A 13,847-nucleotide genomic window follows, 5' to 3' on the forward strand; every position below is an offset into this window, starting at 1 on the left:
TAGGATAAACATTTTTTGCTGTAAAAATAATAGGTTATAGCGGTGAATAAGCAGAGGGGGAATAATCACAGCGTGAAATAAGTAGGGGGTTAAAGTTGCCGCCATTAGCGGCGAACACCGGTGCCAATAGTGATACTGGAGATGCCACCTGAGCCGCCGCTCACCCCAACATGGCCACTATTGGCACAGCCGAGCAAGAGTAGGGCAATCATCACTACCGGTAATATCTTCATTTGGTGTCCCGCGCTATTTAAATCATTCGATAACTCATTATATCTGCAACAGCGGAATAGGTCGCCTGCAAAGTCATATACAGCGTAAATGTATAGCGATAATAGGCTGATTCAACCTGATTGGTGACAGCATCTGTTTAATAATCAGATCAACACCTTTGGTCACACTTAATTAACAGGATCGCCTATGCACTTTACTCAAGCCATCGCCAGACGCCCAGCGGAAACCTGTGCTAGCGGCCAGACCACTTCCCAACTGGGGGCACCGGATATTGCCGCCACCGGTCAGCAGTTTTTGGCCTATGTGGATACCTTGCTGCAACTGGGGCTGAAAGTGACTATTTTACCGGCGGCCCCCACCTATCCCGATGCCCATTTCGTTGAGGATACGGCGGTGGTGATGCCTGAGCTGGCGGTGATAACGCATCCCGGTGCGCCGAGTCGTCAGGGGGAGGTGGAGACCATCGAGCCACTATTTACTGACCGCGCCGTTTTTCGGATGAGCAGTCGCGGCCATCTTGATGGTGGCGATGTGCTGTTGGTGGATAAGCAGTTTTTTATCGGGCTGACATCACGCACTGATCAGGCGGGTATCACTGAATTTACCGACGCGGTGGCGCGCTATGGCTATCGTGTTACCGCCATCGAAGTGAGTGCCGGGTTACACCTGAAATCAATCGTTAACTACGTGGGCCGCAACACCTTGCTGCTGACGGAGGATTATCAGCACCATCCCGCATTTGCCGCGTTTGATACCATGGTGATCCCTGCTGCGGAGTCTTACGCCGGTAATACCTTATGGATCAATGATACGCTGATAACCCCTCAGGGTTATCCTGACACCCTGGCGCAAATTGAAAAACTGGGGATGCCGATCATCCAGCTCAATACCCATGAATTTAAAAAGATGGATGGCGGCTTGACCTGCCTCTCACTGCGTTTCTAATGACGACTGTTTCTAACGATTTTTCGTTTATCACCACTTGCTACCACCGGGATGTTAACCATGAAAAAGACATTAGCGGCTCTACTGACTGGCATGATACTTTCTGCTCTGATGCTTTCTGCCCCGGCTGCGGCTGCGGCGATTGAGACGATAAGCTTTGGGGTTGATGGGGGGTATCCCCCTTTTGACGTGCTCTCTCCCAGCGGGGAGATCACCGGTTTTGATATCGATATCGCCAATGCGCTGTGTGACAATCTGCACGCCAAATGCGTCTTCGTGAAACAGCCCTTTGAAAGCATGATTGCGGCCCTTAACGCCCGCAAATTTGATGCCATTATTGCTTCACTCAGCATTACCGATGAGCGCAAAAAAGAGGTGGATTTCACCGACCGCTACTATCGTAGTGCCGCGCAGTTAGTGGCGCGTAAAGGTAGCCCGCTACTACCGGAAGTGGCTAGCCTCAAAGGTAAAACCGTCGGCGTGCAGACCGGGTCGATTCATGAAACCTACGCGAAAAAACATTGGGGTGGGCAGGGAGTAAAAATTGTCTCCTATGCTAATCAGGATAACGTCTATCTGGATCTGCTCTCTGGTCGTATCAATGCGTCACTGCAAGATAATATTCAGGCCGCCAGTAGCTTTATTGATACGCCGCGTGGGCAGAAATTTGCTTTTGCAGGCCCGGTTATTCAGGATGACACCATCTCCTCTGATGTGGGAATTGCGGTCGGTAAAGATAATCCGGCATTACGTGATGCACTGAATGGCGCGATTAAGGCGATCCGCGCCGATGGCACCTATGACGCCATCCAGAAGAGATATTTTAGCTTTGACATCTACGGCGGCTAAGCGATTGACGGCGATGAAGATATTGCTGGCCACTCAGCTTGATAGCCATTTGCTTCTCTTGATCAAGCCAAACCCGGCGGGAGGCCGATAATGGTCACAGACTATTTGCCATTACTGGCACAGGGGGCGGGGTTATCGCTGTGTGTCATGCTGCTGTCATTAGCGGTAGCACTGACCCTCGGCCTGATAAATGCGGTGATCAAGCTGTTTGGCCCGCGCTGGCTACGTTGGCTCTCCACCGGTTACACCACCCTGGTGCGCGGCATTCCTGAACTGGTGATCATGCTGCTGCTGTTCTTTGGCGGTGAAATGGTGGTGAATGGCCTCCTCGGGGTATTCGGTTTGGGGCCGATTCGCTTCAACACCTTTATCTCTGGGGTGCTGGCGATTGGCATTGTGTTCGGCGCGTACTACACCGAAACTTTCCGTGGGGCGTTTCAAACGGTGGATCGCGGCCAGTTAGAGGCGGCGGTGGCCTATGGTATGCGCCCGGCACAGGTGTTTCGACGCATTATGTTGCCGCAAATGCTCAGTTTTGCTATTCCGGGCATCAATAATAACTGGCTGGGATTGATGAAGGCGTCAGCGCTGATCTCTATTTTGGGATTGGAAGATATGGTGTGGCTGGCGGAACAGGCGGGGCGAGCGACGCAAAAACCCTTCCTGTTCTACTTCCTGGTGGCGATAATTTATATGGTCATTACCGCGCTCTCCAGTTGGGGCTTTAGCCTGCTGGCGCGGCGCTATGCGCTATCAACCTCAACCGCCGCGAGGGCGCAGTGATGAACCTGCAAACCATGCTGGAAGCCGCGCCCACCTTTTTGTACAGCGACGGGTCGGATACTACCGGGCTGGCGATGACCGCCAAACTGTTTTTACTGTCGGTGCTGCCGGGTATGTTGCTGGCGCTACTGATGGCGGTCGGGCAGGCGTTTGGCCCTCGGCCGCTATCCTGGCTTATCCGCAGCATCAGCTACTTCTTTCGCAGCACGCCGCTCTATCTGCAATTAATGCTGATCTACTATGGCCTGTCGCAATTTGACATCGTGCAGTTGGGTTGGCAGGAGGATCAACCGTTCTGGTTGCTGTTCCGTGATGCCACCTTCTGCGCCACGCTGGCACTGGTGCTCAACACCAGCGCTTATGTCGCCGAACTGCTGGCGGGCATGATGGTGACCTTTCCGCGTCAGGAGTGGGTGGCGGGCGAGGCGTTCGGCATGAGTCAGTGGCAGATTATTCGTCGGCTGGTGCTGCCCGCCACACTGCGGCGTGGTATTCCGGCATTGAATAACGAGATGGTGTTTCTGCTACATGCCACCTCGCTGGCCAGCACCGTCACCTTGCTGGATATCACCGGTGTGGCGCGCTCTTTTTATGCCTCGACCTATTCGCCATTTATCCCCTTTCTGATGGCCGCGGCACTCTATCTGCTCTGTACCTTTATGCTGATCTTCCTATTTTCGCGGGCAGAACGGCGCTGGCTGGCCTTTGCCCGCCACGACTGAGTGTCGGTTCAGCTTTATTTGATCACTTGTAACTCGGTCAGGGTGACGATTCTATCGACCCGAAATTTCTTACTGGTCAGCCAGTTATCGGCCAGTAAGCGGTAATGCTCCATGTTGCGGCAACCAATGCGCACCAGAAAATCAAAGCTGCCGCCGACCAGCCAGCAATCCAGAACTTCCGGCGTTTTGCGTACTTCTTGTTCGAACGCCCCTTGCGATTGACCATGGTCAGCCAGGGCGATTTGCGCCTGAATGACAAAAGTATGCTCTGGCTCCGGCAGCGCAATAATGGCGCTGTAGCCGCGAATAATACCGGCACGCTCCAGTAGCCGAACCCGCTCCAGACAAGGGCGCGCAGTCAGATTGACCTGCTCAGACAGCTTCTGATAAGAGATGCGGCCATCCTGGCTCAGTATTTCAAGGATTTTTTTGTCAATTCGGTCAAGTCGGGCTTTCTTTTCCACAGATAGGAGGTCCAATGAAAATCAATCATCATAAGTTACCTGAACATGCCCTGAGTGGGCAGCGGCAATTAACCAGTTTTCATTTCGGCCAGCCGGATCTTGGCGAAAAAATTTACCTGCAAGCGGGTCTCCATGCCGATGAGCTGCCCGGCATGCTGGTGTTACACTATCTTAAAAGATTACTGAGTCAGGCGGAACGGCGCGGTGAAATTCAGAGTGAAATTGTTATTGTGCCGCTGGCAAACCCGGCGGGTAGCGCGCAGCTGCTGTTGAACTGCGGCATCGGCCGTTTCGATCTGGTGAGTGGTCGCAACTTCAACCGCGATTTTCCTGATCTGGCCCGACTGGCGCACCCCCGGTTGAGTGCGGCCCTATTGGACAGTGATAACAGTCCGGGCGAGCAAAAGTCTCTGCGGCAACAGATCCGCCGCGCCATGGTTGAGGCACTGCATGAGCTGCCTGCACCCAGTGAAGTGGCCGCCATCCGCCAACAGTTGTTGCAGTTGGCCTGTGATGCTGATCTGGTGCTTGATCTCCATTGTGACGACCGCGCCATTTTGCACCTATACGCCGATCCCGCCTGGCGTGAGCAGGTGGAGACACTGGCGCAATTTTTGGCTATCGACACCGTGCTGCTGTCACAAGATAGCGGTGGCGGCTCCTTTGATGAAGCTTGCGGCCTGCCGTGGCATCGGCTGGCGGCGCACTATCCACATCTCAGCCTGGCACCGGCTTGCATGGCGGTCACCGTGGAGCTGCGCGGGCAGCAGGATGTCAGCCACGCAGTGGCGAGTGCCGATGCCGAAGCTATTTACCACTACTTGCAGCACCGTGGCGCGCTTGCCGGGCCAGCGCCAGTCAGGCCGCAGCGGGAAATCGTGATGTTGCCGTTCAGTGCCGGCGAGATAGTCAGCGCGCCGGCCAGCGGCATTCTGCTGCTGTTGCGTCAACCGGGTGAATGGGTCGGCAAGGGGGAGGTGGTGGCTGAAATCATTGACCCGATCACCGACACTGTAAAAGCGGTCCGCGCCCAGGCGGGCGGGATCATCTACGCCAGTCGACGCGCCCCCTTTGTGACCCTTGGCGCAGAGGTGATGAAAATCGCCGGAAAAGTGCCCTATGAGGGTGGCGGGGAGGTAGCGCAGTAGCGGTTGCCGCAAACCATTAAATCGGGCAGGGAGTTATTCTCCTGCCCGATGTTTATTGCCCATGGCACGACTGATGGTATCGAGTGCCGTGCTTTTTCCGCTGTTACTTCAAATGATCAAAGTCTGATGCGTCGTGGCGCTCCGGTAACTGCTCTTCCGGCTCGCCCCAGGTGCGGTTAACAATGCGCCCGCGCTGCACCGCCGGCCGTTTGGCGATATTTTCGGTCCAGCGCAGCAGGTGAGTGTAGGATTTCACATCTAAAAACTCCCCAGCTTCATATTGCAGACCCAGCACCAGGTTGCCATACCAAGGCCAGATGGCGATATCGGCAATGGAGTACTCATCACCGGCAATATACTCACGCTCTTTGAGCAGGGTATTGAGCAGATCGAGCTGGCGCTTGGCTTCCATGGTGAAGCGGTCGATGGCGTACTCAATCTTCACCGGCGCATAGTGATAAAAATGGCCAAAACCACCGCCTAAATAGGGGGCCGCCCCCTGTAACCAAAACAGCCAATTCAGTGCTTCGGTTCTGCCCGCCGGGGATTTCGGCAGGAAATGACCAAATTTGTCAGCCAGATAGAGCAAAATGGCCCCGGACTCAAATACCCTGATTGGCGTGGATGTTGAGTGGTCCATCAGCGCCGGGATTTTTGAGTTGGGGTTGACCGCCACAAAGCCACTGGAGAACTGATCGCCTTCACTAATGCGGATGAGGTGTGCGTCATATTCCGCCCCTTGCTCGCCGAGCGCTAGCAGCTCCTCCAGCAAGATAGTCACCTTCTGCCCATTGGGTGTTGCCATCGAGTAGAGCTGGAGCGGATGCTTACCCACCGGCAGGGTGGCTTCATAGCGGGCGCCGGCGGTAGGTCGGTTGATTTTCGACCATACACCGCCGCTTTCGCTGTTTTCACGCCAGACCTTCGGGGGCTGGTATTCGTTATCTTTCATCATGGATTACCTTAGTTGAGAATGAAGACGAACTTGATCATACGCATAATAGCCGCAGAAATTATGCTATCTCTACTATTGCATACTCCCGCAGAATTGAGCGAGTTTCAGTCAATTAACGCCATTCAATCCATTATGCACTCTCATGCAACACCTCTGATGTGGCGGCTTCCAGTTGCCGCTCCAGACTGTTGAGGATCTTGGATAACACCTTCTCTTGTGATTTGAACCACTCATCTTTATTGGCGTGGCAGGTGACCAGCCGCCAGGACTCCTGACCTTCCAGCTCATCCAGTTCGCGCAACATGGCATCAATTTGGTCTCTAACTTCATTGATTTTGCGGCGAAGTCGCTCCACATCATCAATGCAATCACTCGCCATCAACGGCTCCAGCCCTTGCTTTAAACTCCCCAGCAGAGTGTGGATCGCCGTGAAATCGCCTCGTTGGCGAGCTTGATTAAGCTCAACCATCAGTTGATGGGCATTTTCTTTAAATTCATCCGCCACTAAATCTGGGTGGCATAGCCGACTGGCCTGCCGCCACAAGCGTTTTAGCTCCAGACGCTGATCTACTGAGAGTTTTCGATCACTGTCATGGCGCTGCTCAGCACTATATTGCTGCTCCTGATAGCTTTCGTACTTCTCTTTCGCCTCTTCACGGGCTTTACGGGTTGATTCGGTATTATGGGTATAGCAACTGTTTTCAAACTGTTGGATTTCGCTCAGCAGTGAGGTCACCAACTCTGTTTTTTGGTGGATCTGCTGACGTAGCTCTATGGTTTCATTGGAAACAGTGGAGAGCGATAACCAGCGCTGCTTTAACGCCGCCAACTCATCAATGGCCTGCGCAATATAGTGCTGGCAGTGACGATAGTCGCGCTCTTTGCGGCGGGCTTCGGCCTCAGCTTTGCGCAGGGTACTTTCCGCTAACTGCTTGCGTAAATTGAGGATCTGCTTCGTTATTGGGCCAAGACGCACATGGTAGAGATCGTTAAAATCATCGAGCAACTGGATGCGCTCGTTACGTTTATCGATTAACTCGCGTAACTGCTCCTCCAGCGCTTTTAGCTCCAGTTTACAAGCGGCTAATTCAAGATCCTGCCACTGCGTGACCCCCTGTTTATTGTTCAGCCACGCCGAAATGGCTTGCAGCGCATCGTGAAATTTCCCCTGTTCAATCGCCATGACGATAAACCCCAACGCGACATCTTCAGCTTCACTTTTAAGGTAGGGAAGTTGCTGGCGGACAATATCATCATCTTCAAGCTCAATGGCGCTTTTAATGATCTCCAGCCGCTTAATGATTTTTTTCATAGATTTCAAATTGGTTAATGGCGAAAAGAGAATACCCCCATACTAAACAACGGTGACCATTTGTTCCAGATGAATAGGGGGTATCCAGCAAAATAGAGTGATAATTCATGGGCGAATGGTGGAGGTACTGATTGGCGATGTCTTAAGTTAAATTCGCGTGCTCGCAGGGATTACGCGAATGTCGAGCCACCCATTCAAGATGGTCATCGGGTTTATGCTAAGCCCGATGACCGCGTTATTTAAAGTCGTCAAACTGGCGTAGTGCCGATTTAATTACAGGTTCCCTTAAGCGTGAATTAATAAATGAAATTTACATATCAGATGGCAAGCCGATACTTGTCATCTCATCTTGGCAATCAGTTGTTATCACGCGTTATTACAAGGGGAATCACATGACTAATATTACCAAACCGGATCAAGCCACCGATCACTCTTATGTTATTGATGGCTTTATTCCGACAACAGAAACACAGAAACTGAGTTATACCTCCGCGCGGGTAGTTAACCCGCTCTATAATCACTATGCGACTCAGGGTAAACCAAAAGTATTTGGTTACTATACCGATTGGTCACAATATGACGGGCGATTGGAAGATATTAATTGCCCGCCCGCTTCTCGTGGACGCGGGGTCGATTTAGCACTATTGGACCCAATGGCATTCGATAAAATTATTATCGGCTTTGTGGGGATTCTGGGTGATCAGGGCGACAAATCGCGGGAGATCTCTGCCGCAGCGCCGCAATTTGCCCGCTCCAAATTAGGTGAGGTGACCTTCCTTGACCCTTGGGGCGATTGCCAATCTGCCAGAAACAATGGTTTTGACGGTTGGGCCGACATTCAGCTACCGCGTGATTTTTATCAGGACAAAGTCAGAGGCGTATTAGGCGGGTTACGTGATAAACAAGCCGCCGCGCAACGGGCGGGTCATAACCTGATTCTATCATTCAGTATTGGTGGCTGGACCATGAGTGATGGTTTCTACCACACGGCTCGCGATCCGCTGAAACGCGCTAATTTCTGTGCCAGCGTGGTGGATCTACTCCACCGTTTTGACATGTTCTCGGAGCTGGATCTGGATTGGGAATATCCTGGCGCTCCGGGTAACGGCAATAGCTATGGGCCGGACGATTGGCAATACTACAAATTGTTAGTGCAAGATCTGAAAGCCGCGCTGACGAATTCTGGGCTAGGTCAGGTGAAAATCAGCATCGCGACCTCAGCCGACCCGATGGTGATGGCGCTAGCACATATACCGGAACTGATCAGCGCCGGAGTGGAAGGCATCAACCTGATGACCTACGATTTCTTCGGCACCCCTTGGGCGGCAAAACTGAATCACCATAGCAATTTGTACAGCACCACGGAAACGGCATTTAGCGTCGATGCCGCCGTCAATTACCTGTTAGATCTTGGGGTTAACTCGGCCAATATTAATATTGGTTATGCGGGTTACACCCGTAATGGTCATAATGCGACCATTGAGAGTGAATCCCCGTTAAGTGGTCATTATATTCCGCAGCCTGAAGTGGGCACCACGACCGGTAGCTTTGAGTCTGGGACATCCGAATGGTTTGATATTCTCTATAACTATTTGGATCTCAATGGGAAAGCAGGTAAGAACGGCTTTTCGCTGTATACCGATGAAAAAGCTGACGCAGACTATTTGTACAGTCCACAGTCTCATCTCTTTATGTCGCTGGATACTCCACGCAGCGCAAAAGCCAAGGGTGCCTACGCCTTGAGCAAAGGGCTGGGCGGGGTATTTACCTGGACCATCGACCAGGACAATGGCCTGTTAGTCAATGCGGTGCGGGAAGGATTGGGCTGCCATGTCACCACTCAGGTTGTCGATATGCAACCCTTCTACTTTAAGGGAGTGAATGTCGGGCCATCGCCGATTGATAAACCGCCGGTCGCGGTGATTACTGGCCCCGATAACCCGGTAACACCCGGCGAACCACTGACCTATAGCGGCGCGAAATCCTTTGACCCCGAAGGCCAGGCGTTGACTTATCACTGGAGTGCTTCGAAAGGGCTAGAAGTGATTGATGGCATGAATAATGTCACCATTCAACTCCGCGTGCCAGCCAGCAATCCGGCAGCGACCTATACCATATCGTTGACCGTTTCTGATGGTAAACAGAGCAACAGCAAAGAGTCTCTCATTCAGGTGGCGGGGGGGCAGAACTTGCCGCCAGTGGTGGTGATTACTGGGCCAACGCAGGTGAACAGCGGGGCGGTAGCCACCCTTTCCGGCAGCCAATCACATGATCCCGAAGGCTTTGCGCTAAGTTATTTCTGGGCGGTGCCTCAGGGGGTGAAGGTTGATTCACTGAACCATGGGGTGATCAATTTTACTGCCCCCACGGTGAACAGTGATACTCCGCTGATCTTTAAGCTCACAGCAACGGATATTCTTGGTCTGAGCGCTAGCCAATCACATAGCATCTTGGTGAAAGCTGCCGATGCCGCCCCGCTCTGGAGTGCGACACAGAGTTACAATACCGGTGATAAAGTCTCTTGGAATGGCTACAACTGGGAAGCTAAATGGTGGAATCAAGGTGTGGAGCCGGGCAGCGAAGAGCGTCCGGGAGGAGGTGCTTACCCATGGCAGCAACTCGGAGAGATTGGGCGTAATTCTGCCACACCGACGGCCTCTCACTGTTATCGACGAATTGATCGTAATCCTGGTCGTGCTCGTCGCTAAGGGGGGTGATTAATTTTGTGGCTAACTATTTTTTGACCATTGTCACAAAATTATTGAAATGGTGTTTTAAAAACAGTAAGCTCTGTTTTGTGATGCACATCACATAGAACACGCCAATCTTTCAGGGGAGCAGCAAATGAAAAACTTAGCCAATATTCGCCAATTGTTTGAAAAACTCGGTGATGCCTACGATGATTTTTGCCAACGTATTGGCTCCGTTGTTTCACCGTTTTAATGGGGCGTGGTAGTGGCTGTTACTGGTGTTTGGAGAGTCGTGAGTGAGTGCGCATACCGCCGTCCCATATTCCCGACATCTGTTTCACTATGCACCGTTTAGAAACTTATTTTTTGCTCGGCTGCTCACCGTATTAGGCAATGGAATTGCCCCTATTGCATTAGCTTTCGCGGTGTTGGATATCGGCGGCTCCGCAACTGATCTAGGTCTGGTTGTTGCTGCGCGCTCTATTTTCAATGTCGCTTTCTTATTGATCGGCGGGGTACTTGCCGATCGTTATTCCCGCAGTATTGTTCTACTCTCTTCATCTACTATTGCCGCCTTATCTCAAGGGGTGGTGGCCTGGTTAGTGCTGGATGGCACCGCAACCATCATCGGGTTGGCGGTACTTGGCACCATTAATGGTGCCGCTGCGGGCATCGCACTGCCGGCATCGTCGGCCATGGTGCCACAAACCGTACCGGCATATCACCTCCGGGCAGCAAACGCTTTTATCCAAGTGGGCATCTATGCCGGCACCATCATGGGGGCCTCTCTGGGTGGCATTTTGACCAGTACCATTGGGCCTGGCTGGGGCTTAGCGGTTGACGCCTTAGGATTTGCCGCCGCCGCACCGCTATATTTCTTCATCCGTATTAATCCCGCACTCGCTGTGGAGTCGAACCGCCATATCTTGCAGGATCTGCGTGATGGTTGGAGAGAGTTCATTGCTCACTCATGGGTTTGGTCTATCGTTGCCCAGTTCACCATTGTTAATGCCGCGTTCAGTGGCGTGGTCATGATCCTTGGCCCGATAGTGGCTGATGCCTCATTCGGCCGGGTAGGTTGGGGCGCTATGGTTGCCGCACAAAGTATTGGTCTCATTACGGGTTCTTTTATTGCGCTCCGCTGGCGTCCACGACGCGATCTATTTATTGGGGTCATGCTGGTTTCGCTTTGTGCTATTCCCATTATTCTCCTCAGCATGATTTCATCGACGGCGATCCTGATGGCGGGATTTTTTATTGCGGGTGTCGGCTTTGGCCAATTCGGCGTGGTGTGGGCGAATGCTCTGCAAACCCATATTCCTGCCGACAAACTTGCGCGAGTATATGCCTATGATGCTTTGGGCTCATTTATCGCCATTCCGGTCGGGGAACTGGCTGCAGGTCCGCTGGCGATGCGCTACGGCAGTTCGACCGTCCTATTCGCCTCAGCAGTGGCGGTGGTTATTGCGACTATCGCCGCGTCGCTGACACCATCCATTAGGGCGTTGGATAATACGGCCAAACCGATCAGTTCAGGAGTGGATAGCGGCAGTTGATCAGGAGCTATCTATGAGCGTGGTTAACGCTGCTGAGCGACATTCACATAAACCTGCATAATCTGATGTAGACAACTGGCCCGCATAAATGCGGGCTTTTTTGTGTCTGCTGTTTGGTGAAATCTGACGGGCAATCATGCTGCCAGTTCTACAGATTTCACGTAGCGTCACTGGCCAAAAATGAGGGAAGGGGTTTTAATTCGCAGTTTTTGCTATTTGTAGCTGAAAGATGGATCGCAGGGAACCAGGTTCAGCTTAACGGATTACGGGCGGAATTGACTAGCGCGAATGGTTTGGTTATGCACAATTTCAATTTAACATAATATACATTATGCGCACCAGTGTTGTAGTAGCAAAGTTGTAATGTCCGCTCTGGGCTAAGTTAAGATGTACGGCGTGTATAATCAAGTAAGGAAAGCCGGTTCGATTGCCGGTAAGTCGGTCATAAAAAATCTCCATCTCATAAGCTATGCTTTAAAAGTTATCACATATGAAATATCATATGTATTGTTATTTTTTAACGAGGTTAAGCATGCTACAGCCTGTTCAGCTTTTTAAACTGCTCGCCGACGAAACCCGTTCGACTATCGTGATGCTACTCAGGGAGTCTGGTGAGATGTGCGTCTGTGACATCTGTGCGGCAACCGCAGAATCTCAGCCAAAAATATCACGACATATGGCACTGTTACGCGAAGCAGAACTGGTCATCGACCGCCGCGAAGGAAAATGGGTGCATTACCGACTGTCGCCACACATGCCTGCATGGGCTGCGGGTATTATTGATACAGCCTGGAATTGTGAACGAGAAAACATACGCAACAAGCTTAGTAGCGTGGCATCTGCCTCCTGCTGATGACGATGTATATATTCGAATAAACAAATGTGAATGGAGTTTCTGATGTTACTGGCTGGTGCTATCTTTTTATTCACGCTCGTCCTGGTTATCTGGCAACCCAGAGGGCTGGGGATTGGCTGGAGTGCCTCACTGGGCGCAGGTCTGGCATTGCTGACTGGCGTCGTTCATCTGGGGGATATTCCGGTGGTCTGGCAGATAGTGTGGAATGCGACCGCCACCTTTATTGCTGTGATTATCATCAGTCTTCTGCTCGATGAATCCGGCTTCTTTGAATGGGCCGCGCTGCACGTTGCCCGTTGGGGGAATGGCCGGGGGCGACTGCTCTTCACCTGGATCGTGCTGCTTGGCGCGATGGTCGCCGCACTGTTCGCCAACGACGGTGCCGCACTGATCCTGACGCCTATCGTTATCGCGATGCTGCTGGCGCTGGGATTCAGCAAGGGGTCAACCTTAGCGTTTGTCATGGCCGCTGGGTTTATCGCTGACACGGCAAGCCTGCCGCTGATTGTCTCAAACCTGGTAAACATTGTCTCGGCGGATTTCTTTAAGCTTGGTTTCTCCGAATATGCAGCCGTGATGGTGCCGGTAAACCTGGCGGCCATTGCGACGACGCTTGTGATGTTGCATCTGTTTTTCCGCAAGGACATTCCTGCCGTTTACGACGTTGCTCTGTTGAAAGAACCGAAAGACGCTATACGAGATGTGAATACCTTTAAAACCGGCTGGCTGGTTCTGATTTTACTTCTGGTGGGGTTCTTCGGACTGGAGCCGCTGGGCGTTCCTGTCAGTCTGGTCGCTGCTGTTGGTGCCCTGCTCCTGTTTGTGGTTGCGAAAAAAGGTCATGCCATTAATACCGGCAAGGTGTTGCGAGGTGCGCCATGGCAAATCGTTATCTTCTCGTTGGGGATGTATCTGGTGGTCTACGGCTTACGAAATGCCGGTCTGACCCATTATCTTTCATCCGTGCTGAATCAGCTGGCAGAGCAAGGATTATGGGCGGCAACGCTGGGTACTGGCTTCCTGACAGCCTTCCTGTCATCGGTGATGAACAATATGCCGACCGTGCTGGTTGGGGCGCTGTCGATTGAGGGCAGCACAGCGACTGGTGTTATCAAAGAAGCGATGATTTACGCCAACGTCATCGGTAGCGATCTGGGGCCTAAAATTACCCCTATCGGCAGCCTGGCAACCTTGCTTTGGCTGCATGTTCTTTCGCAGAAAAACATCAAAATCACCTGGGGATATTACTTCCGGGTGGGCATTGTTATGACACTCCCCGTGCTGTTTGTCACGCTGGCAGCACTGGCGCTGCGGTTGACTGTATCACACTAAT

At 52.2% G+C, this 13,847-nt stretch carries 13 protein-coding genes; 9 read left to right on the plus strand and 4 right to left on the minus strand.

Annotated features, from left to right (window positions below; all coding sequences use genetic code 11):
- Positions 1–104 precede the first annotated feature (104 nt).
- Positions 105–233 (minus strand): hypothetical protein, encoded by a 129-nt coding sequence (locus FFE93_RS21715; protein ID WP_005276699.1) that lies wholly within the window; start codon positions 231–233, stop codon positions 105–107.
- A gap of 187 nt (positions 234–420) precedes the next feature.
- On the opposite strand from FFE93_RS21715, the gene FFE93_RS10185 reads away from it, so the two are divergent.
- From FFE93_RS10185 to FFE93_RS10200, 4 genes are all read left to right on the plus strand, one after another.
- On the plus strand, positions 421–1,179 hold the full coding sequence (locus FFE93_RS10185; protein ID WP_049600321.1) for a dimethylarginine dimethylaminohydrolase family protein: 759 nt from the start codon (positions 421–423) through the stop codon (positions 1,177–1,179).
- 60 nt (positions 1,180–1,239) lie between these two features.
- Positions 1,240–2,028 (plus strand): ABC transporter substrate-binding protein, encoded by a 789-nt coding sequence (locus FFE93_RS10190; RefSeq protein ID WP_138775094.1) that lies wholly within the window; start codon positions 1,240–1,242, stop codon positions 2,026–2,028.
- Positions 2,029–2,118: 90 nt separating this feature from the next.
- Positions 2,119–2,811, plus strand: coding sequence for an ABC transporter permease (locus FFE93_RS10195; protein ID WP_032898382.1), 693 nt, complete (start codon positions 2,119–2,121; stop codon positions 2,809–2,811).
- A complete protein-coding gene (locus tag FFE93_RS10200) occupies positions 2,811–3,533 on the plus strand; it encodes an ABC transporter permease (RefSeq protein WP_049600326.1) in 723 nt (240 codons plus the stop codon). Before FFE93_RS10195 ends, FFE93_RS10200 begins: the two co-directional genes overlap by 1 nt.
- Positions 3,534–3,547: 14 nt before the next feature.
- Here FFE93_RS10200 and FFE93_RS10205 read toward each other — a convergent pair whose 3' ends face one another.
- Complete coding sequence (locus tag FFE93_RS10205) at positions 3,548–3,997, minus strand: Lrp/AsnC family transcriptional regulator (protein WP_005276703.1); 450 nt, start codon at positions 3,995–3,997, stop codon at positions 3,548–3,550.
- Between the two features lie 14 nt (positions 3,998–4,011).
- Here FFE93_RS10205 and FFE93_RS10210 point away from each other — a divergent pair, with 14 nt between their 5' ends.
- Complete coding sequence (locus FFE93_RS10210) at positions 4,012–5,145, plus strand: succinylglutamate desuccinylase/aspartoacylase family protein (protein ID WP_049600330.1); 1,134 nt, start codon at positions 4,012–4,014, stop codon at positions 5,143–5,145.
- A 103-nt stretch (positions 5,146–5,248) separates the two neighbouring features.
- On the opposite strand, the gene yghU is transcribed toward FFE93_RS10210, so the two are convergent.
- Together yghU and FFE93_RS10220 are read right to left on the minus strand one after the other, a co-directional pair.
- Positions 5,249–6,097, minus strand: coding sequence for a glutathione-dependent disulfide-bond oxidoreductase (gene yghU, locus FFE93_RS10215; protein WP_032898383.1), 849 nt, complete (start codon positions 6,095–6,097; stop codon positions 5,249–5,251).
- Positions 6,098–6,230: 133 nt separating this feature from the next.
- Complete coding sequence (locus FFE93_RS10220; protein WP_138775095.1) at positions 6,231–7,412, minus strand: DnaJ family molecular chaperone; 1,182 nt, start codon at positions 7,410–7,412, stop codon at positions 6,231–6,233.
- A gap of 392 nt (positions 7,413–7,804) precedes the next feature.
- Between FFE93_RS10220 and FFE93_RS21505 the strand changes: the two genes are divergently transcribed.
- The 4 genes from FFE93_RS21505 to FFE93_RS10240 all read left to right on the plus strand — a co-directional run bounded on the left by FFE93_RS21505 (position 7,805) and on the right by FFE93_RS10240 (position 13,846).
- Positions 7,805–10,120, plus strand: a complete 2,316-nt coding sequence (locus FFE93_RS21505; protein ID WP_005276707.1) for a glycoside hydrolase family 18 protein — start codon at positions 7,805–7,807, stop codon at positions 10,118–10,120.
- A gap of 278 nt (positions 10,121–10,398) precedes the next feature.
- Positions 10,399–11,658, plus strand: coding sequence for an MFS transporter (locus tag FFE93_RS10230; protein ID WP_049600337.1), 1,260 nt, complete (start codon positions 10,399–10,401; stop codon positions 11,656–11,658).
- Between the two features lie 532 nt (positions 11,659–12,190).
- On the plus strand, positions 12,191–12,511 hold the full coding sequence (locus tag FFE93_RS10235; protein WP_032898385.1) for a transcriptional regulator: 321 nt from the start codon (positions 12,191–12,193) through the stop codon (positions 12,509–12,511).
- A 45-nt stretch (positions 12,512–12,556) separates the two neighbouring features.
- Entirely contained in the window at positions 12,557–13,846 is a 1,290-nt protein-coding gene (locus tag FFE93_RS10240) for an arsenic transporter (RefSeq protein ID WP_057646669.1), read from the plus strand.
- Position 13,847: the final 1 nt, after the last annotated feature.

The sequence above is a fragment of the Yersinia sp. KBS0713 genome (assembly GCF_005937895.2).
GTDB classification, from domain to species: Bacteria; Pseudomonadota; Gammaproteobacteria; order Enterobacterales; family Enterobacteriaceae; genus Yersinia; species Yersinia bercovieri.